General features: G+C 38.0%; 22 protein-coding genes. 12 read left to right on the top strand and 10 right to left on the bottom strand.

The window, feature by feature from the left end; genetic code table 11:
- Positions 1–2: 2 nt before the first annotated feature.
- Positions 3–728 (bottom strand): LytR/AlgR family response regulator transcription factor, encoded by a 726-nt coding sequence (locus CS063_RS09625; protein WP_099449492.1) that lies wholly within the window; start codon positions 726–728, stop codon positions 3–5.
- Between the two features lie 194 nt (positions 729–922).
- Between CS063_RS09625 and CS063_RS09630 the strand changes: the two genes are divergently transcribed.
- Genes CS063_RS09630 through CS063_RS09640 form a run of 3 tightly spaced genes read left to right on the top strand, consistent with a single transcriptional unit; the run spans position 923 to position 4,116 of the window.
- On the top strand, positions 923–1,477 hold the full coding sequence (locus tag CS063_RS09630; RefSeq protein WP_099449493.1) for a LemA family protein: 555 nt from the start codon (positions 923–925) through the stop codon (positions 1,475–1,477).
- Between the two features lie 8 nt (positions 1,478–1,485).
- Positions 1,486–3,180, top strand: coding sequence for a DUF2207 family protein (locus CS063_RS09635; protein WP_099449494.1), 1,695 nt, complete (start codon positions 1,486–1,488; stop codon positions 3,178–3,180).
- Between the two features lie 27 nt (positions 3,181–3,207).
- Entirely contained in the window at positions 3,208–4,116 is a 909-nt protein-coding gene (locus CS063_RS09640) for a DUF4428 domain-containing protein (protein ID WP_099449495.1), read from the top strand.
- Positions 4,117–4,337: 221 nt separating this feature from the next.
- On the opposite strand, the gene CS063_RS09645 is transcribed toward CS063_RS09640, so the two are convergent.
- Complete coding sequence (locus tag CS063_RS09645) at positions 4,338–5,168, bottom strand: Mrp/NBP35 family ATP-binding protein (RefSeq protein ID WP_099449496.1); 831 nt, start codon at positions 5,166–5,168, stop codon at positions 4,338–4,340.
- Complete coding sequence (locus CS063_RS09650) at positions 5,161–5,523, bottom strand: DUF134 domain-containing protein (RefSeq protein ID WP_180270744.1); 363 nt, start codon at positions 5,521–5,523, stop codon at positions 5,161–5,163. Before CS063_RS09650 ends, CS063_RS09645 begins: the two co-directional genes overlap by 8 nt.
- Before the next feature lie 189 nt (positions 5,524–5,712).
- Here CS063_RS09650 and CS063_RS09655 point away from each other — a divergent pair, with 189 nt between their 5' ends.
- Both CS063_RS09655 and CS063_RS09660 read left to right on the top strand, forming a co-directional pair.
- Entirely contained in the window at positions 5,713–6,294 is a 582-nt protein-coding gene (locus tag CS063_RS09655; protein ID WP_099449498.1) for a hypothetical protein, read from the top strand.
- 56 nt (positions 6,295–6,350) lie between these two features.
- Complete coding sequence (locus CS063_RS09660; protein ID WP_099449499.1) at positions 6,351–7,532, top strand: SAM-dependent methyltransferase; 1,182 nt, start codon at positions 6,351–6,353, stop codon at positions 7,530–7,532.
- Positions 7,533–7,647: 115 nt separating this feature from the next.
- Here the strand turns inward: CS063_RS09660 and CS063_RS09665 are convergent, their stop codons facing one another.
- Positions 7,648–8,451, bottom strand: a complete 804-nt coding sequence (locus CS063_RS09665; RefSeq protein WP_099449500.1) for a putative bifunctional diguanylate cyclase/phosphodiesterase — start codon at positions 8,449–8,451, stop codon at positions 7,648–7,650.
- Between the two features lie 218 nt (positions 8,452–8,669).
- On the opposite strand from CS063_RS09665, the gene asd reads away from it, so the two are divergent.
- The 7 genes from asd (at position 8,670) to arsB (ending at position 13,273) form a co-directional block, all read left to right on the top strand.
- On the top strand, positions 8,670–9,755 hold the full coding sequence (asd, locus tag CS063_RS09670; protein WP_099449501.1) for an aspartate-semialdehyde dehydrogenase: 1,086 nt from the start codon (positions 8,670–8,672) through the stop codon (positions 9,753–9,755).
- A 151-nt stretch (positions 9,756–9,906) separates the two neighbouring features.
- The gene (locus tag CS063_RS09675; RefSeq protein ID WP_099449502.1) at positions 9,907–10,182 is read left to right on the top strand and encodes an HPr family phosphocarrier protein; all 276 of its coding nucleotides are present in this window, start codon (positions 9,907–9,909) and stop codon (positions 10,180–10,182) included.
- Between the two features lie 34 nt (positions 10,183–10,216).
- Positions 10,217–10,846: a dihydroxyacetone kinase subunit DhaL gene (gene dhaL / locus CS063_RS09680; RefSeq protein WP_099449503.1), complete on the top strand. Its 630-nt coding sequence runs from the start codon at positions 10,217–10,219 to the stop codon at positions 10,844–10,846.
- A 12-nt stretch (positions 10,847–10,858) separates the two neighbouring features.
- Positions 10,859–11,254, top strand: coding sequence for a dihydroxyacetone kinase phosphoryl donor subunit DhaM (gene dhaM, locus CS063_RS09685; protein ID WP_099449504.1), 396 nt, complete (start codon positions 10,859–10,861; stop codon positions 11,252–11,254).
- A gap of 196 nt (positions 11,255–11,450) precedes the next feature.
- Positions 11,451–11,768 carry an ArsR/SmtB family transcription factor gene (locus CS063_RS09690; RefSeq protein ID WP_099449505.1) on the top strand — a complete coding sequence of 106 codons (318 nt, stop codon included), beginning with the start codon at positions 11,451–11,453 and terminating at the stop codon, positions 11,766–11,768.
- A gap of 98 nt (positions 11,769–11,866) precedes the next feature.
- Positions 11,867–12,205, top strand: a complete 339-nt coding sequence (locus CS063_RS09695; protein WP_099449506.1) for an ArsR/SmtB family transcription factor — start codon at positions 11,867–11,869, stop codon at positions 12,203–12,205.
- A gap of 12 nt (positions 12,206–12,217) precedes the next feature.
- On the top strand, positions 12,218–13,273 hold the full coding sequence (arsB, locus tag CS063_RS09700; protein WP_099449507.1) for an ACR3 family arsenite efflux transporter: 1,056 nt from the start codon (positions 12,218–12,220) through the stop codon (positions 13,271–13,273).
- Between the two features lie 252 nt (positions 13,274–13,525).
- On the opposite strand, the gene dhaK is transcribed toward arsB, so the two are convergent.
- The 6 genes from dhaK to CS063_RS09730 all read right to left on the bottom strand — a co-directional run bounded on the left by dhaK (position 13,526) and on the right by CS063_RS09730 (position 20,022).
- Positions 13,526–14,518, bottom strand: coding sequence for a dihydroxyacetone kinase subunit DhaK (gene dhaK / locus CS063_RS09705; protein ID WP_099449508.1), 993 nt, complete (start codon positions 14,516–14,518; stop codon positions 13,526–13,528).
- A gap of 123 nt (positions 14,519–14,641) precedes the next feature.
- The gene (locus CS063_RS09710) at positions 14,642–15,346 is read right to left on the bottom strand and encodes an MIP/aquaporin family protein (RefSeq protein ID WP_099449509.1); all 705 of its coding nucleotides are present in this window, start codon (positions 15,344–15,346) and stop codon (positions 14,642–14,644) included.
- A 41-nt stretch (positions 15,347–15,387) separates the two neighbouring features.
- Positions 15,388–16,878: a glycerol kinase GlpK gene (glpK, locus tag CS063_RS09715; RefSeq protein WP_099449573.1), complete on the bottom strand. Its 1,491-nt coding sequence runs from the start codon at positions 16,876–16,878 to the stop codon at positions 15,388–15,390.
- A 70-nt stretch (positions 16,879–16,948) separates the two neighbouring features.
- Positions 16,949–17,314, bottom strand: coding sequence for a DUF1667 domain-containing protein (locus CS063_RS09720; RefSeq protein WP_099449510.1), 366 nt, complete (start codon positions 17,312–17,314; stop codon positions 16,949–16,951).
- Positions 17,315–17,316: 2 nt separating this feature from the next.
- A complete protein-coding gene (locus tag CS063_RS09725; RefSeq protein ID WP_099449511.1) occupies positions 17,317–18,573 on the bottom strand; it encodes an NAD(P)/FAD-dependent oxidoreductase in 1,257 nt (418 codons plus the stop codon).
- A 12-nt stretch (positions 18,574–18,585) separates the two neighbouring features.
- Positions 18,586–20,022: an NAD(P)/FAD-dependent oxidoreductase gene (locus tag CS063_RS09730; protein WP_099449512.1), complete on the bottom strand. Its 1,437-nt coding sequence runs from the start codon at positions 20,020–20,022 to the stop codon at positions 18,586–18,588.
- Between the last annotated feature and the right edge of the window lie 82 nt (positions 20,023–20,104).

Below are 20,104 nucleotides of genomic sequence, written 5' to 3' on the forward strand. Positions count from 1 at the left end.
GCTTATTCCCCTTCCATTTGATAATTCAGATATTGCATCTTAACCTCTTTCGCCTTGCCCTGTGCAACAGGGATAGTGGAAAGGGTCTGTAAAGTTATCTGATGGTTTTCGATGGTATCCACGTACTGCATATTTACAAGATAGGAGCGGTGGGGTTTCATAAAACACCCATATTTCAGAAGATTATCGCAGACAGAGGAAAAGGCTTCTGTACATTCGATGACCTTTCCGGAGCGTAGGTGATAGAGCACATTTCTGCCGATGACCTCAGCAAAAACCAACTTGGAGATCAGTATTTTTTGAATACCCTCATTACTCTTTACGATAATGGCATCTCCGTCTTTTTCCATTTTTATCTGCTCTAGCACTTCATCAAAGGTGATGAATAGTTTTTCTTTTGAGATTGGCTTTAGTACATAGTTAATAGCTTTCACTGAATAGCTCTCCAAAGCAAATTCGGGTGATGAGGTAAAGAATAAAATCGGAGCGGTTTTGTCAAACGTGCGGATCTCCTTTGCGACATCAATCCCCATAAAGCCCGGCATAATAATATCCAGACAGTATATATCAAACCGCTTTCCTTTTTCTAAAGCCGAAATCAGCTCAAAGCCGTTTGGAAAGACGGCGTATTCGTAGCTAAAATTTTTTGATGCCCTATATAAGTTTATGAGCTTTACCATATTAGATAGCTCGTCAATATTATCATCACACACCGCAATCTGCACCATAAGCATTCCTCCATTTTTTATAATTCTATTTCTTCAAAATAAGTTTAACATAAAGATTGAATTGCCGAAACTATGATTCATGTCTTAAAAATCATGTTTCATGTAGCGAACGGTTTTTGAGAGGAATTTCTGCTAGATTGAATACAAGGGAATGTTCCCTGTACACTACCCACATATGAATGGAGGAAATGACTATGTTACCAACTTTTATTGTAATTATTGCAATTACTGGAATCATTGTTCTATGGACAATCTCCACACAGCGCAAACTGGTCGTGCTAGATGAGAATATCAGTAATGCCATGAGTCAGATCGGAGTGCAGCTATCAAGCCGTTTTGACGCCCTGACAGCTCTTTTAGATTTGACAAAAGGCTACGCCAAGCACGAAAGTGAAACGCTAATCGAAACCATTAAATCTAGAAGAAGTGTGATTACAGCAAAATCCACACCGAATGATGTACTTCATCAAGAAGGGGTTATTTCCGAAGCCTTGGGCAGGATTGCCATGGTGACGGAGCAGTACCCTGAGCTCCTGGCAAATCAAACCTATATCAAAACCATGGACGCAGTACAAACCTTTGAGAACATGGTACGCACCAGTCGCCTCATTTACAACGACAGCGTGACCAAACTGAATCGTGAAATCCGAATGTTCCCCACCACCCTCATTGCTGGGATGTTAGGCTTTCAGCAAAGAGACTATTTGGAGGAGCAGGCTGGCAAGACGGATATGCCTAGCATGAAATGAGGTGCCCTATGCGCAAAAAAGTATACGGCCTAATACTATGCATTATTTTGTTACTAGCGTTCCCGCTTTCTACTTATGCTGCAAATCAGATAGATAGTATAGATATTCAGGCTATCATTTACGAGGATGGCTCTATGCACATCACGCAAAATTGGGAAGGGAGCTTTGATGAAGGAACAGAAAACTACATTCCCATGAATGCGCCTGACTACTTAACGATTAGCGAGCTTACAGTCTCCGACCAAAACGGTAGCTATGATACCGTACCGGATTGGAACATTGACTGGAGCTTTGAAGAAAAGGCAGGAAAATGCGGCATTCATGTTACAGACAGCGGATATGAAATCTGCTTTGGCATCAGTAAGTATGGGCACAATCGCTATAGCGCTCAATATAAGTTAGACAATGCGGTGGGTGGGTATACCGACAAAGACGGGGTAAATTTCCGCTTCGTAAACGATAGAATGAATACAACCCCTACCGATGTAACGGTTCGAATTCACTTAGCGGACGGCACACCCATCACTGATGAAACCGCCGACGTATGGTGCTTTGGCTTTGAGGGGAATATAGAGTTTGTAGATGGGGGTATCCTTGCCTACACAACTGCCCCCCTCACGGCCGAAAACTATGTGACGGTACTGTTTTCTCTGAATAAGGGAATCCTTTCCCCCTCACGGCAAGAGGGAGGGAGCTTTGAGGAAGTGCGAGCAAAAGCTTTTGAGGGCAGTGACTACGATAACATCGGGGACAGTGGCGAGGAAGTATCTACATTTACAGCACTTATGGTGACACTACTTTCTATCGGACTTCCCATTGCTCTGATTATTTGGATTCACAAGTTGAAAAAGAAAATGGCACAAAAAAAACGCCAACGATTTTCCAAGCGGTTTGGATATTTTAGGGATATTCCCAATGAGGGCAGACTGAGTGCCACCTATGCTTTAGGAAGAATGTTTGATGTGTGTGAGGATGGCGCTATACTCGCTACAGGGATACTAAGACTGATCCAGCTGGGCTGCCTGTCCCCTGTGGAAACTCAAGATGTCGGCTTTATGGGCAAAACCAAAGAAACAGTCAGCCTGCGGCTCATGGGCAGCCATCATCAACAAATGAACGAATATGATGAGTACCTTTATACGGTACTAGAGAGTGCAGCTGGTTCAGATGCCACCTTGCAGGTGAAGGAACTGGAACGCTTTGCAAATCGAAATGATACACTGCTTCGTGCCTATATAGAAAAGCATGACAGTGCAGGCAGAACCTATTTGAGTCAAAAACACTGTTTAAAAAGGTGGAATGTTCCTGTTAAGCTAACCGATCTAACGCCAAGTGGTGAACAGGAACTGGGTGAGCTCATGGGACTTAAACGCTATCTGGAGGATTTTTCACTGGTTGCAGAGCGGAGTGTCAAGGAAATGCCGATTTGGCAAGAGCTGATGTCCTATGCCATGCTCTTTGGTATAGCCGATCAGGTAGCAGAGCAAATGAAAGCACTCTATCCAGAGCTTTCTTCCGAGCTGACGGATTACAACCAAAATATGGTTACCGCCTACTCCTACCACTTTTTACTTTATAGCAATATGAAGAAAGCCGAAGAGCAACGCGAACAGGAAAAGCGCAGTAGCGGCGGAGGCGGATTTGCTTCCCTTGGTGGAGGTGGTGGCTCCATAGGCGGAGGTTCAGGTGGCGGAACGCGATAATGATTAATAATATAGGGAGGAATGAATATGGGCTTATTTTCTAAAAAACCCCCTTGCCCCATCTGTGGAGGCAAGATTTCCTGGCTCTTACCAGCGAAAATAGAGGGTGAATACATCTGCAATGCTTGCTACAACAAAATGGATATGGAAAGCGACAAAGCAATTAATCTAACAATGCAGGAATTCAAGGAATATTTAATGTTTTATGATCAAAACCAGTTGCTGAAAGATCAGTTTGTGATTTCTGAACAGATAGATTTTGGTGTTTGGGATACCAAAATCATCTTTGATTACCTAAACAAGCTTTTCTGCATGAGCAAAAATCTAGATAAAACGGTGTTTGAAGGCAGTCAATTAAAATCTTTTACCATCAAAGAGGACAATGTTCCTCTATTCGAAGGCTCAGCCGAGGGCATACGCCGCTATATCAGCACCGTACCTGAGCGTGCCATGACCATGGCACCCCAAATTTCCCAGTTCATGATGAACAGGCAGATGGCTCGTACCCTTGATAGGTTGGATGACGGTAAGGCAAACGGTTCGACAACCATGCAGTATTTTGATATTCCTGAACCCTTTCAGGCATTTAATGTGGAGCTGTATTTCGATCACCCTTACTGGACGGTGATCAAATGTGACATGGATGGCCCCCGATTTAATAATACCCACCCGGATGTGAACGATTACCTCCGCTCTTACCAACGTAGCATGGAAGAAATTGAAAAGTTGGTGACTGCACTCAAGACGGTGGCCTTTCCGAGCGCAACCGAGCAGTTTGTCAGTCCTGGCACAGCGGCAACTGGGACGGTACATACTCCCATGACTCCCTCTGCCGACGCCATCGAGGAAATTAAGAAATACAAGACACTCATGGAGGACGGCATCATTTCCCAACAGGAGTTTGACGCCAAGAAACGGCAACTACTTGGAATTTAAAAAAACATACTTGTTCTGCTACCAAAGAAGAAATCCAAAGGTTAGAGAAACTTATAGTAGTATACAGAAAAAGTAAGGGTGGAAACCAATGTCGGTTTCCACCCTTACTTTTTCTGTATTTAGTTTATGTTTCCTTAAATTATCTTTATTGTTTACTCTTTAATTCAACTTGAATTTATTAACTTCTTCTTAAAATATTATACTTTTATTAATTCATCTTATTAAAGTGCTTCTATCTTGTTTACTGCTTGGTCTAGCCAGTTACCTTCTACTTCTTCTATTTTACCACTATCACAAAGCTGTGCTACCTTAGGGTCAAGTGGAAGCTTAGCTAATACCTCCAGTTCGTACTCTTTAGCTATTTCTTCAATATGACTTTCTCCAAATACATAGATTTTCTTATCGCAGTCTGGACATGCCACATAGCTCATATTTTCAACAAGACCTATGATAGGAATATGCATCATCTTTGCCATATTAACTGCCTTAGCTACAATCATAGAAACTAATTCTTGTGGAGAAGCCACGATAATAATACCATCTAAAGGAATGGTTTGAAATACCGTAAGCGGCACATCCCCTGTTCCTGGAGGCATGTCTATAAACATGTAGTCTACATCCTCCCAAATTACATCTGTCCAAAATTGCTTTACAGTTCCTGAAATCACTGGACCACGCCATACAACAGGGTCACTATCATTCTCTAATAATAGGTTAACAGACATCAGCTTTAACCCTTTCTTTGTAACAGCTGGAAAGATGCCCATTTCATTTCCTGCTGCCTTTTCTGTGATGCCAAAAACTTTAGGGATGGAAGGTCCTGTAATATCTGCATCTAAAATAGCTGTTTGATACCCCTTGCGATTCATAAGTGTTCCTAACATTGAGGTTACTAAGGATTTTCCTACGCCTCCCTTACCACTTACAACTCCAATGACCTTTTTAATCTGACTCATAGGATGTGGACTTTCTATAAAACTCGTTGGTTTTCTATCACTACAGCTTTCCTTACAACTACCACACTCATGTGAACAACTTTGACTTTCACTCATTTTTATCGTCTCCTTTTGTATTATTTAGAAATCTACATGCTTTGCACTGCTTCTTTGCTTTGCAACATTCTCTTGCTATTTCATAATTGCCACCGTCTATAGTGATGCCGTTGCCACTCACAAGTGCCTCAGCTACTTGTTTTCTCGCTGCATAAAGCACTCTTTGCAAGGTGCCTCTTGAAATATTCATACGCTTAGCTGCTTCATCTTGGTCTAAACCTTCTAAGTCGCAAAGCCGCATCGCTTCAAATTGTTCTATATTAAGAGTCGTATACTTACTACAAGGCTTTTCAGGTTTAAATACTCTATTAGGCGGCTCTTCACATACTCTTTTTACTTTGATTTCCCTTGCCATTTTTATCTCCTTATATTTAAATGTGCATATGCACATTTAAATTTTAAGAGTATTTTTCTTTTTTGTCAACTTATAATCGGGTTAGCATTTTATCCTTTGCATCTTTTTTACTTAATTTACATTTTTAGTAACTCCTCTCCTAAATAATTAATATGATATAATAAAACTTTTTTAAGCGAGGTAGTTATCATGAATATGCTCCCACTATTAGCCTTAGGGCTTCTTACCTATAATTCATATGCTCCAAAAGCTTTAGATGCTTATCCGCGCAATGAATCTACTAATGATAATGAAATGATAGATGCTGCTAACTTTCCCCAAGAATTTGTTCTACCAGATTTTCCTCCTTTTAATAACTTCGTTAGCACTAAGTATCGCGTCTCTTTTAAATACCCCAATACCTGGGTTAAAAACCCTCGATATGCTGATAAATATGAAGGGAAAACAGGCTTTTTCGAAGTAAGTGACCTCGCTTCTGCAGAAGGCTCTATTGATAAGGTCGTCCAAGATGAAATTAATTTACCTTATAAACCTTATGGAAGTACACCACGGGTTCTAAAACTCAGGGTCGATGGGCAACCTGCTAGACTTATTTATCCTTCTTCTGACCAGCTTGCACCCTTAAGTGATAGAGAAGCAGCCCTTATTGTAGAGTATAAGAAACCTCTAATCAGTGATGGCATTCCCTACCCCTATGTAGTTGTTTGGTCTGATAAAATACACATGCCTCTTATCATTAAAACCTTTCAATTTGTTGCAGAAGAAAATTAAGTAGCGATTAGTCTATCTTTTCCTTGGTTATACTCCTACTATAAGGAGTGATTAGAGTGCGTTTACAAAAGCTATTCGTAAAAAAATACTTAGAACGTTTTGACCAAAGTTCTTTTGACCTAACCTTTGAAACAGGCGAGGAATTTCATGTTGGAGAATTACCTTCTCAGTTTAAAATTACCATGAAGGATTCTATTAGCTATAAAGACCTACTTAAAAGTACTACTTTAGCTCTAGGTGAAGCTTATATAGATGGTATTATTGAAATAGAAGGTGATTTATACCAAACGCTTAATGAATTCCTAAAATACCGTTCTCAATTTAATAAAGATGAGCAGGCTCTCAAGAAACTACTTTACCCCCCTCATTCCACTAAAAATCAAAAAAAAGAGGTTTGTTCTCATTATGACCTAGGCAATGATTTTTATAAACTTTGGCTAGATGAAACCCTTAGTTATTCCTGTGCCTATTATCAATCCCTCACAGATTCTCTTTATCAGGCTCAACTTAATAAAATTGACTATATTTTAAAAAAGCTCAACCTTAAGCCTGGCATGGACTTACTAGACATCGGTTGTGGTTGGGGCTATCTGCTTATTACTGCTGCTAAAAAATATAAAATCCATGGCCTAGGCATTACTTTAAGTGAAGAGCAATATACTACTTTCCAAAAACGTATTATTGAAGAAGGACTAGAAGATTACCTTGAAGTGAAACTGATGGGCTATAGGGAACTAGAAAAGTCTAACCTCTCCTTTGACCGAATAGTAAGCATCGGTATGCTCGAACATGTAGGACGTGAAAATTATCCCCTCTATTTTAAAAATATAAATGCTATTTTAAAAGATAGTGGCCTTTTTCTCCTTCATTTCATAAGCTCTCTTCAAGAGTCCTCCGGTGACCCTTGGATTAAAAAATACATCTTTCCTGGCGGGGTTATTCCTTCTCTTCGTGAGATCATCCACTTATCTGCTAACTTTAATTATCATGTGCAGGATGTAGAAAATCTTCGCCCACACTATGTTAAAACACTGCTCTGTTGGTATAACCGTTTTGAAGGAAATCTCCCTAAGATTGAACAATTATTTGATGAGCGCTTTATTCGTATGTGGCGTATCTATCTTTGTGGCTGCGCAGCAAGCTTTAATAATGGCATTATTGACTTACATCAGATTCTTTTCACAAAAGGAATCAATAATGCACTCCCCCTTACTAGGCAATACCTTTATGACAAATAATAGGCTCTTAGAACCCTTTTTAAAAAGAGGCAGGAAGCTTCCATTCTTCCTGCCTCTTTTGGGGCTTTTGGGGTAGCTATTTCCCCTATGCTATTAATATAGTAGGAATGGTCCCTCATCTATCTAGATAAACTCTTTCAAAATCTATCTTTGATAAGGGTTCTCCATAATAATAGCCTTGAATAAGTGTACATCCCATTTTTTGCAATCGTTCTACTTGCTCTATCTTTTCTACACCTTCAGCTATAACTTCTAAATTTAATAGCTTAGCTAAAGTAATAATTGTCTGGACAATATTTCTTGTTATTTCCTCTTTTTCTATGTTAGTAATAAAACTCCTATCTAATTTAAGTACATTAATAGGAAGGGCTTGAAGATGGCTTAAAGAAGAATAACCTGTTCCAAAATCATCTAACCCTATTTTTATACCTAGCTTTTGCAAAGCCTGCATCTTAACAATGACCTGTTCTATATCTATAAGCACCATACTTTCTGTGAGTTCTATTTGTAGTAAGTGTGCTTCTATTCCTATTTTCTGAATAGTATCCTTAATGATGTCTACAATATTACTTTGATAGAATTCTATAGCCGAAAGATTGATAGATAGATGAATCGCTTGATGATATTTATTTTGCCAATCCTTTATTTGCTGACAAGCCTCTTGTAATACCCATTTACCAATTTCAGTGATGAATCCTGTTTCTTCAGCCAAAGGAATAAATTTCCCCGGCAATATAAGTCCCTCTACAGGATGCTCCCATCTAATAAGAGCTTCTGCCCCAACAAGCTGCCTACTGCTACTGTCTATCTTAGGTTGGTAGTAAAGCTTAAATTGACCCTTCTGGATAGCATTTCTTAAATCCATAGACACTACTTGATCATCTAATAGCTTTAATTTCTCTTTCTTTTTTCTCTTCACATTCCTCTCCCCTCTTCCCTCTTGCTCCCTTCTATATATTATGTACTTGCCCCCAAATAGTTCAGTTAATTTTATTCAAATAAAAACAACCATGAATTTATAAAAATTTGCTACTTATTTAGATATATTATCAAAAAAATCTTTACTATATTGATTTTTTGTTATTTAGTGAGTAAAATAAAATAATTATATATCCTAAAATTGCAAAGGTGGTTAATATGAACAATAAACTAAGAGTTGGTATCGTAGGCGGTACAGGTATGGTAGGGCAACGTTTTATAACTTTATTAGATAATCATCCCTTTTTTGAAGTAACGGTCATTGCTGCTAGTAAAAGTTCTGCTGGTAAAACATATGAAGAAGCAGTAAATAATAGATGGAAAATGAGTACTCCTATTCCTGAAGCAATTAAATCACTTATCGTAAAAGATGCTGCTCATGTAGAAGAAGTTGCAGCTGAAGCGGATTTTGTATTCTGCGCAGTTGATATGAAAAAAGAGGAAATTAAAGCATTAGAAGAAGCTTATGCTAAAGCAGAAACACCTGTTGTTTCAAATAACTCTGCGCATAGATGGACTCCAGATGTCCCTATGGTTATCCCAGAAATTAATGATGGTCACTTAGCTATTATTGCTTCTCAAAGAAAACGTCTTGGTACAACAAGAGGTTTCATTGCAGTAAAACCAAACTGCTCTATCCAAAGCTATGTACCTATGTTATCTGCACTTATGGAGTTTGAACCAACCACGGTTGTGGCTTCTACTTACCAAGCGATTTCGGGTGCAGGTAAAACCTTCAAAGAATGGCCAGAGATGATTGATAATGTTATCCCATATATTGGTGGAGAAGAAGAAAAAAGTGAACAAGAACCTCTCAGAATTTGGGGAACTATCGAAAATGATGAAATTGTAAAAGCACAAGCTCCTGTTATCACTACACAATGTATCCGTGTTCCAGTAACAGATGGTCATCTAGCAACTGTATTTGTTTCTTTTAAAAAGAAACCTTCGAAAGAGCAAATCTTAGAAGCTTGGAAAAATTATCAAGGTAAACCACAAACACTTAACCTTCCAAGTGCTCCAAAACAATTCATCACTTACTTTGAGGAAGATAATAGACCTCAAACAAACATGGACCGTGACCTTGAAAATGGAATGGGTATCAGCGTTGGTCGCTTAAGAGAAGATTCTCTTTATGATTATAAATTTGTAGGTCTTTCACACAATACTTTAAGAGGTGCTGCTGGTGGGGCTGTCCTTATCGCAGAGCTTCTTAAAGAAGAAGGTTACCTTACACACAAATAATAAAAAACACTATTCTTAATTATTTTAAAAGGACATAAAAAGGTATCTATTTTTAGGATATACTTTTTATGTCCTTTTTCTTAAACATAATTCACTCCTGTTATGCGTATGCTGATATATAGGGATGTTTCTTTATAGAAAGGGGAATGATATGGTTTCAGAAAAAGTTATTGTTTTAAATCCAACTGGTCTTCATGCACGTCCTGCAGCTCAGCTCATCAAAACAGCAGCTCAATTCAAGTCACACATCATTATCTCAAAAGATAATCAACAAGGCTCTGCTAAATCCTTAATAGCTCTTTTAGGACTAGGTATTCGGCAAGGTACAGAAATTACTGTCATGGCTGAAGGACCAGATGAAGAAGACGCTCTTTCTTCACTTATAGAGCTTATACGCTCTGGATTTGGTGAACTCAAATCCTATTAAGAACCTATTCATTATTCTTTAGGGAGGGAAACTTTTGGATAGCTTGGTGTATGCAACAATCAAAAAAATAACAGAAAAAATAGAACAAAATAAAGATTTTTTAACTGATTTAGATAGGGAGATTGGAGATGGCGATCATGGTATTAATATGACAAGAGGCTTTACTGCTGTCTTAACCAAAATCAGCCTAGATGATGACCTTGATATAAGCAGTACTCTCAAAAAGGTAGGAATGACACTCCTTTCTACAGTAGGAGGTGCCTCAGGTCCCTTATATGGTAGTGCCTTTCTTAAGGCTTCAGCTGCCCTAAAAGATATTACTACTCTTACAGCTCCTGTGCTTGGAAAGATCCTTACAGCTAGCCTAACAGGTATCAAGGAGCGAGGTAAGGCAGTAAAAGGTGATAAAACAATGGTAGATGCCCTTGAGCCTGCCTGTGATGCTTTTGTCTTTGCTCTTAGTCAAAATGCATCTTGTCTTGAGTGTATGGATCAAGCAATAGCTGCTGCAAAACTAGGTGTAGAATATACAAAATCTATTGCTGCTAAAAAAGGTCGTGCAAGTTATCTTGGTGCTAGAAGTATAGGACATCAAGACCCCGGTGCTACTTCTGTACTAATTATCCTAGAAGCCATACGCGAAGTCATTAATAGAAAGGGATAGGTGAATAACTATATGGTAGGTCTTGTAATTGTTTCCCATAGTCGTATGCTTGCTGAAGGAGTGGTGGAACTTGCTTATGAAATGGCTGATAAAGCTTTACATATCATCCCTGCTGGCGGACTTGAAGATGGCTCCATTGGTACAGATGCACTACGCATTATGGAAGCACTTCTAGTAGCTGATACAGGTGACGGTGTACTCGTATTAGGAGATATGGGGAGTAGTATCCTGAGTACGCAAATAGCAATTGATTTATTAGAAGATGAAGCCCTTAAGCAACGTGTTAAAATATCTCATGCAAGCCTCGTAGAAGGTGCCATCATTGCTGCTATTCAAGCAAGTATTGGTGATCCATTAGATGAAGTATTTAATGCCACTCTTCAAGTGAGTTCATTTTCTAAGCTCTAAAGTTTTACTTTAAATCTTAAAAGAACCTTAAACCAAGTTCATTCGGTTTAAGGTTCTTTTAAAAATTTATAGCTCACATTTTGCACCTTATACTTTTAACATCATTAAGAAACAAATAAATTAATTATATTGACATTTATGAATATGATAATTATACTTTAAACATATCGATAAAAATAGATATGAGGTGAATTAAATGACAACAAAATACTCAGATAATGCAAAAATATTTAAAGCTTTTTGTGATGAAAGTAGGTTTAATATTCTTGAGAGCTTACAAACTGGCGAAAAATGTGCATGTGTATTATTAGAAAATCTCCATATTTCTCAATCTACACTTTCTCACCATATGAAGATACTAGTAGAAAGCGGTATTGTAGAGTCAAGGAAAGAAGGAAAGTGGACATATTACTTTATTTGTGATAGTGGAGTAACTACTGCCAAAATGATACTAGATAAAATAACAAAAGTACATTCAACTAGCAAATGTGAAGAAATCTATAAATGTAAATAATGAAAGAACGAATATTTTTGTAATATATTGGCTGAACAAGAATAATATAGATATATGAGTATATGTTAATATACGCATATTGCAAAGGAGGTGATTAGTTGGTTGAGCTATTAAAAGCACTTGCAGATGAAACAAGGTTGCGTATTCTTGCTCAGGTTTTGAAAGGTAAGTTATGTGTGTGTGAAATTGAAAACTGTCTAGTGCTTACACAATCTAATGTTTCTAGACATCTAACAATACTTAAAAGTGCTGGAATACTTAGTAGTTACAAAAAAGCACAATGGACTTATTACATGATTAATGACGATTTTATAAACAATCACAAATACTTATATGATTACTTATGTCAGGAAGTTAAAAGACTTCCATCTTATCAAATGGATAGTATTAATCTACAAAAATCCAAGTTTCAAGATTTGTGTCAGTGTAAAAAATAAGGAGGGTAAAAAATGAGTGAAGAAAAAAATACAGGGATAGGCTTTTTTGAAAGATATTTAACCATTTGGGTTATTTTATGTATGGTGGTAGGCATCCTCATTGGTAAATTTATACCTGCTATACCAGACTTTCTAGGACAATTTGAATACGCTAACGTTTCTATTCCAATTGCCATTTTAATATGGCTTATGATTTATCCAATGATGATGAAGGTTGATTTCAAAAGTATAAAAAATGTAGGAAAGAATCCGAAAGGGTTATTTGTTACCTGGGCTACTAACTGGCTGATTAAGCCCTTTACAATGTTTGGTATTGCCTGGTTTTTCTTTTATGTACTATTTAAAAACTTTATACCCGTGGAACTTGCAAAAGACTATCTCGCAGGTGCAATACTGCTTGGGGCAGCACCATGTACAGCAATGGTTTTTGTGTGGAGTCATTTAACAAAAGGAAATCCAGCCTACACAGTAGTACAGGTAGCAACAAATGACTTAATTATATTAATTGCATTTACCCCTATTGTAGCCTTTTTATTAGGAGTAAGCGGCGTATCTATTCCATGGGATACTCTTCTTTTATCCGTTATATTATTTGTAGTCATTCCTCTTGCTGGGGGCGTTTTAACAAGGACACTTATAACAAAGCAAAAAGGTGACTACTATTTTACAAATACGTTTATTCCTAAGTTTAATAACATAACCATAATCGGTTTATTGTTAACACTTATTATCATCTTCTCATTCCAAGGAGATGTCATTCTTAGTAACCCATTGCACATTATTCTTATTGCCGTGCCATTAGTTATTCAAACTGTATTTATTTTCTTTATAGCCTATTTAGCATGTAAGCTTTTGAAACTGCCACATAACATAGCAGCACCTGCGGGGATGATTGGTGCATCTAACTTTTTTGAGCTATCAGTAGCTGTAGCCATTTCTCTATTTGGAGCAACAAGTCCAGTAGCTCTTGCAACGATAGTAGGCGTGCTTGTAGAAGTACCCGTTATGTTAGCTTTAGTAAGTTTTGCAAATAAGACAGTGCATTGGTTTCCCAATAAATTGCATTAGGAAATATACTTGAATTAAACTACTGAAGGAGTGATTACTTATGAAAAAATGGTGATTTATGACCGAGCAGCTCACTTAAAATTCATACTCTAAGAAAAAAACTAGTATGCATATGTATAAAATAAGACCTAATAAACGCTGACTTCTTAAGAAATCTACATTTATTAGGTCTTTTATCCACAATTTTTCTGTTTTACTATTTAGTTATCCACGATATAACCCCTTTTTTCTAATAAGATGTGGATTTTTATCTTAATTTTTAAAAGCTGGAGTAGATGCAGGCTCTAGAAGAAGTGACTTAAGCTCCTCATCTAGCTTAAGAATTGAAATAGAGAAGCCAGCCATTTCAATGGAAGTCATGTAGTTACCTACAAAAGTCTTCCCTATGCTTATTCCTTTTTCTTTAAGAATTTGATCCACTTTGCGATTAGCAATAAAAAGTTCCATAAGAGGTGTACCTCCTAAGCCATTAACCATAACGGCTACCTCATCCTGCTGATTAAGTGATAAATCTGCTAAAATTTTATCCATCAGATGTTCCACTATCTCATCTGCTTTTCTAAGTATCTCTCTATGTGTACCTGGTTCACCATGGATACCAAGGCCTATTTCTACTTCATTCTCTCCGATATCAAAGCTAGGTTTGCCTGCCTCTGGAACAGTACAAGGTGTAAGGGCCATTCCCATTGTTCTTACGTTTGCAATAACTTTTTCGGCTACTTTCTTAACTGCTTCAAGGCAGGCACCTTGTTCTGCTTTAGCTCCTGCTATCTTATGTACAAAGAGAGTACCTGCAATACCACGTCTACCAGTAGTCCATGTACTATTTTCTACTGCAACATCATCATTTACAATGACTTTATCTACCTTAATGCCATCCTCTGCTGCCATATCTGCTGCCATTTCAAAATTAAGTACATCTCCTGTATAGTTTTTGATAATTAAAAGTACACCCTTGCCTGTATCTACTGCTTTAATAGCTTCGTATACTTGGTCAGGTGTTGGTGAAGTAAAAACAGCACCTGCTACCGCTGCATCAAGCATACCTCGTCCTACGTAACCTCCATGAGCAGGTTCATGTCCACTTCCTCCCCCACTTACTAAAGCCACCTTTGCCTGATGAAGTGTATTTCTCACTACTACATCATACCCTTCAAGACGTCTTAATTCCTGTGGATAAGCAGCTACCATTCCCTCTAACATTTCATTCACTACATGACTTGCTTCATTTATAATTTTTTTCATTTTCTTTTCCCCCTCTTCTATCAAAAAGTAGCTATACCCCTCTTAAGTTTACACGTCAGAATATAGCTACCTTTTCTAATCTCTGTTTTCAGTTAATCTATCTTTCTATCTGTAAGCTTCTTCTTAGAAAATAGCTGCATAAGTTAAACAAGCCACTACACCACCACAAATAGGTGCTACAACTGGAATCCATGCATAGCCCCAGTCAGAGCTTCCTTTATTAGGAATAGGTAAGAATGCATGAGCAATACGAGGTCCTAAATCTCTAGCAGGGTTAATGGCATAACCTGTAGGTCCGCCAAGAGTAAGACCAATTACCCAGATAACCATACCTACTGCAATAGGACTAATCCCATCTGCCATAGGTGTATTGGCAATACCAAGGATAAAGAATAATAAACAGAAGGTAGCAATGAATTCTGTTAAGAAGTTACCTACTGTTGAACGAATAGCGGGTCCCGTTGCAAAGGTACCAAGGATATTAGCTGCATTGGTTTCTTCTTTAAAATGTGGCAAGAAAGCAAGATAAACAAGACATGCACCAAGTATTGCTCCTATCATTTGAGCAATAATATAAGGTGCTACCTGTGCCCAAGGCAACTTACCAATAGCTGCCATACCTAATGTCACAGCAGGATTAAAGTGTGCACCACTAATTGTTCCGAAAATAAATACTGGGATGGCTACTGCAAGAGCCCAACCTGTAGTAATAACGATCCATCCACTATTATTACCCTTTGTTTTGCTAAGACATACGTTTGCTACAACGCCATCTCCTAAAAGTATAAGAATCATTGTTCCTAAAAGCTCAGCGATAAATGTTGACATATAAACTCCCCCTATTTATTGAAATGTTAAACCTTCTTTATCTATTTCTCCCATTTCATTGAGCGTTTTACAGCCTCATGCCAGCCAGCTAAAAGCGCTTCACGTTTTTCAGCACTCATGCTAGGTGCAAAACTTCTAGAAAGTGCCCAGTTCTTACCTACTTCTTCTTTATCTCCCCAGTAGCCTACTGCTAGACCTGCAAGGTAAGCTGCACCAAGTGCTGTAGTCTCAATAACCTCTGGTCTAAATACCTCAGTACCTAAAATATCAGACTGGAATTGCATTAAGAAATTATTTGCACAAGCTCCACCATCTACGCGTAGTGCCTTTAATTCAATTCCTGAGTCTTCTTGCATTGCCTTAAGTACATCATAGGTTTGATAAGCGAGAGACTCTAACGTAGCTCTTATAAAATGTGCTTTTTTAGCACCACGTGTAAGACCTACGATGGTTCCTCTTGCATACTGATCCCAATAGGGCGCTCCCAAGCCTACAAAAGCTGGTACAACGTAAACACCATTTGTATCTTCTACTTCTTGTGCATAAGCTTCTGTTTCTGATGCTTTTTCAATAATTTGAAGTTCATCTCTTAACCACTGAATAGCAGCACCTGCCACAAAAATACTACCTTCAAGGGCATATTCTACCTTGCCATCTACTCCCCAAGCAATGGTGGTAAGAAGACCATTTTGTGAATCAATTGCTTTTTCTCCTGTATTCATAAGCATAAAGCATCCTGTACCATATGTGTTCTTTGCAGTACCAGGATTGTAGCAAACCTGCCCAAATAATGCTGCTTGCTGGTCGCCAGCAGCCCCACCGATAGAGATTTCTCCATCCAATAAGCTACTTTCAGTTTTACCATAGATACAGCTAGAAGGTTTTACTGTAGGAAGCATACACTCTGGAATATTTAGCCTTTCTAAAATCTCTTTATCCCATTCCAGTGCATGGATATTATAGAGCATGGTTCGTGATGCATTCGAATAGTCCGTAACATGTACTTTACCTTTTGTTAGATTCCAAATAAGCCAAGAATCAATGGTTCCAAAAATAAGTTCGCCTTTTTCTGCCCTTTCTCTTGCTCCTTCTACATTATCCAAAATCCATTTTACTTTGGTTCCAGAGAAGTAGGCATCTACAATAAGTCCTGTTTTTTCCTTAATAACCTTATCAAAGCCTTCTGCTTTAAGCTCATCACAGAAATTAGAAGTTCTACGACATTGCCATACAATCGCATTATAAATAGGTTTTCCTGTTACTTTATCCCATACCACTGTTGTCTCTCTCTGATTCGTGATACCTATTGCTGCAATATCTTCAGCTTTTAAGTTAAGCTTTGACATAGCTTCTTTTGCTACTCCTAGCTGTGTTTCCCAAATTTCTAAAGCATCATGTTCTACCCAACCAGCTTTAGGATAAATTTGAGTAAACTCTTTTTGTGCTACACTCTCAATAAGCCCTTTTTCGTTGAATAAGATACATCTTGAACTTGTTGTTCCTTGATCTAGTGCCATAATGTACTTTGACATCATAACATCCCCCCTTTAATAAATTGTATGCCTTAGAAGGACAGCTTTATAACTAACTTCTATAAAATACTTATTTTTTAGCTACTGACTGAGTTGCTACTATGTTGATGCCTGTCTGTACGATATTCCTAAATAAAATATCCCCTCTACTAATAGGTGCAGTAACCGCTACATCCTTTAAAGCCTTCATACATTCTTCTATCTTATATTTTGGAATAGCTTCAGCTGTTTTAACTGCTACTCGTGGATAAATACCATTTAAAACAGGAAAGGTCGTTGTCACAATACGTGTAGGGTTGGTACATTCTTTTTTAGCATGATCAATACCTATTTTGCAGCTATTACCTGATACATTTACTACTTCCCCATTTTCTATTTGCACAATAAGGTTACATCCCATAGGACAACCTATACATGTTATTTCTCTTTGCATCATACTTAGCTCCTTTCTACTTTAAAGGTAATGGATGTAAGCTTGGGATGCTTTTTAAATAGCTCAGTTGAAAATGTGAGCTCTTCCATTTCTCCAGGTGTTAAAATACGCTTTTTCTTGTGTACGATTCGTTCTTCATCAAAATAAACTGCTAGATATTTATTACGGTAAACATTATCCACTCTAAAACGCATAGTAATAGGTGCCTTGGGCTCGTTCTCTACAAATTGGGGGACTGTATAACGTACACCTTCCGTAGCAGTGACAAGTACTGCTTCCCCCTTTACCTGCTCCCCTTTTATAAACTCGGCTGCATGTTTAGCCGCTTCATAACTTTCAAGAGTCACATTATCCACTAAATCGTGCACGTGCAATACATTACCACAGGCAAAAATCCCAGGTATATTGGTTTCTAAATGTGGTCCAACTATGGGCCCCCATGTTATGGAAGATAACTCCACTCCTGCCTTACGAGAAAGTTCATTTTCTGGTAAGAGCCCAACAGAAAGTAATAAGGTATCACAAGGGATATATCGCTGAGTATCCATAATAGGTTGACGCTTATCATCTACCTGTGCGATCGTTACACCTTGTAAACGATCTTTTCCATGGATTTTTATAACAGTATGACTGAGCTTAAGTGGAATACCATAATCCTCTAGACACTGTACAATATTTCGCTTTAAACCACTGGAATAAGGCAAGAGCTCTACTACTGCTTCTACCTTAGCTCCTTCTAAAGTCATACGTCTTGCCATAATAAGTCCTATATCTCCTGAACCGAGTACAACTACTTTTCTTCCAGGCATATAACCCTTCATATTAACTAATTTTTGTGCTGCCCCTGCTGTTAAAATCCCACTGCAACGTGCACCAGGAATCATTAAAGCTCCTCTAGGCCTTTCTCTACACCCCATTGCTAAAATAATTGCTTTAGCCTGAAGCTCCACTAAACCTTTTTCTGCATTTAAGGCATATACCTTTTTATCTTCTGTGATATCTAAAACCATCGTATTTAACCAATAGGGAATTTTTTCTTTTACGACTTCCTCTATAAAGCGTTCTGCATACTCTGGTCCGGTAAGTTCTTCTTTAAAGGTATGTAGCCCAAAACCATTGTGAATACATTGCATCAGTATGCCACCTAACCTAGGCTCTCTATCAATAACAAGTAGGTTAGTGATTCCTTGCCTCTTAGCTTCTAATGCTGCCCCTAAACCAGCTGGCCCACCACCTATAATAATCAAATCATAAGCTTCCATTTTGCACCTCCTCTACAAATCCTCTTTATCAATGCCCACCACAAAGCTCGATGCCTTACCAAATTTAGTAACTTCAGTAAAATGCACTCCTAATTCTTGCTCTAAAAGTTCCATATTTCTCACTAGGCAAAAACCTCCTTGGCATCTTCCCATACCAGCACGTGTACGCCTTTTGATGCCATCTGTATCTTTTGCACCTAGCGGTCTTGTAATCGCATCTACTATTTGTGCTTGTGTGACGCTCTCACATCTACAAACAATTTGCCCATATAAAGGATTTTCTTTAATAAGTGCTCGTTTAGTATCTTCATCTTGCTCACTGAAGCAAACAATTCCCTTACGCTTAGGATTAAAATAAGGGTTTATTTCTGCTTCAAGTATTTCCTTTATACTCTCTGCTATATATTTTCCAATAAGAGGTGCACAAGTAAGCCCCGGAGACTCAATACTCGCTGCATTAATAAATCCTGGTACATCCTTTACTTCACCTAATATAAAGTCATCTTTATCTGTTCGGGCTCTTAACCCTGTAAAGGAGGTAATCACATTACCTAAAGGAATTGTCCTCACACTTAATAACGCTTTTGCCATGATATCCTCTAAGCCTTCTTTAGTGGTATCGATATTGTCTTTGTCTTCTTGATCTACTGCATTAGGTCCTACAATTAGGTTGCCATGAACAGTAGGGGAAACCAATATCCCTTTACCTAATTTCGTGGGAAGCTGAAACAACGTACATGTCACCATGTCTCCAATATATCTATCAAATAAGTTGTACTCTCCACGTCTAGGAATAATCGTAAACTTCTCTTCACTTACCTTATTATTTATCACATCACTATAAACGCCTGCTGCATTGACAACAAGTTGTGTTTCATATTCTTTATTACCTGTTTTGACAATAAAAAAGCCTTCTCCTTTAACTATTTCTTTTACTTCTTCATTAAATGCAAATTCTACTCCATTCATATGGGCATTCTCTGCCAAAGCAATAGTTAAATTAAAAGGACAAACAATCCCACCAGTAGGGGCATAAAGTGCTGCTACTACTTCATCTGTTAATTGCGGTTCCATCTTTCTTACTTCATCTCCTGATAGAATTTGCATATCAGGTACACCATTAGCTTCTCCTCTTTCCTTTAACTCTTGAAGGGCTGGTTTATCCTCTTCTTTAAAGCACAAAACTAATGAACCATTTCTCTTAAATGGAAAATCTAAATCTTTAGCTAATTCATCATACATCAAATTAGCTTTTGCATTAAGCTTCCCCTTTAACGTATCTGGTTTAGCATCAAAGCCTGCATGAATGATTGCACTATTTGCCTTGCTCGTGCCACAACATACATCATTCTCTTTTTCTACTACGATAGTCTTTAACTTATACCGCGATACTTCTCTTGCAATTGCACATCCTACTACTCCTGCTCCTACAATTACAACGTCATACATCTTTTCTCACCTCCACTTAAAAGCCCTTAGGATACTATGATGATTCAAAAATGGGCTTTGTAGTAGTATATGATAAGCTCAT

This window comes from Sporanaerobium hydrogeniformans (genome assembly GCF_002735925.1).
Lineage (GTDB): Bacteria > Bacillota > Clostridia > Lachnospirales > Cellulosilyticaceae > Sporanaerobium > Sporanaerobium hydrogeniformans.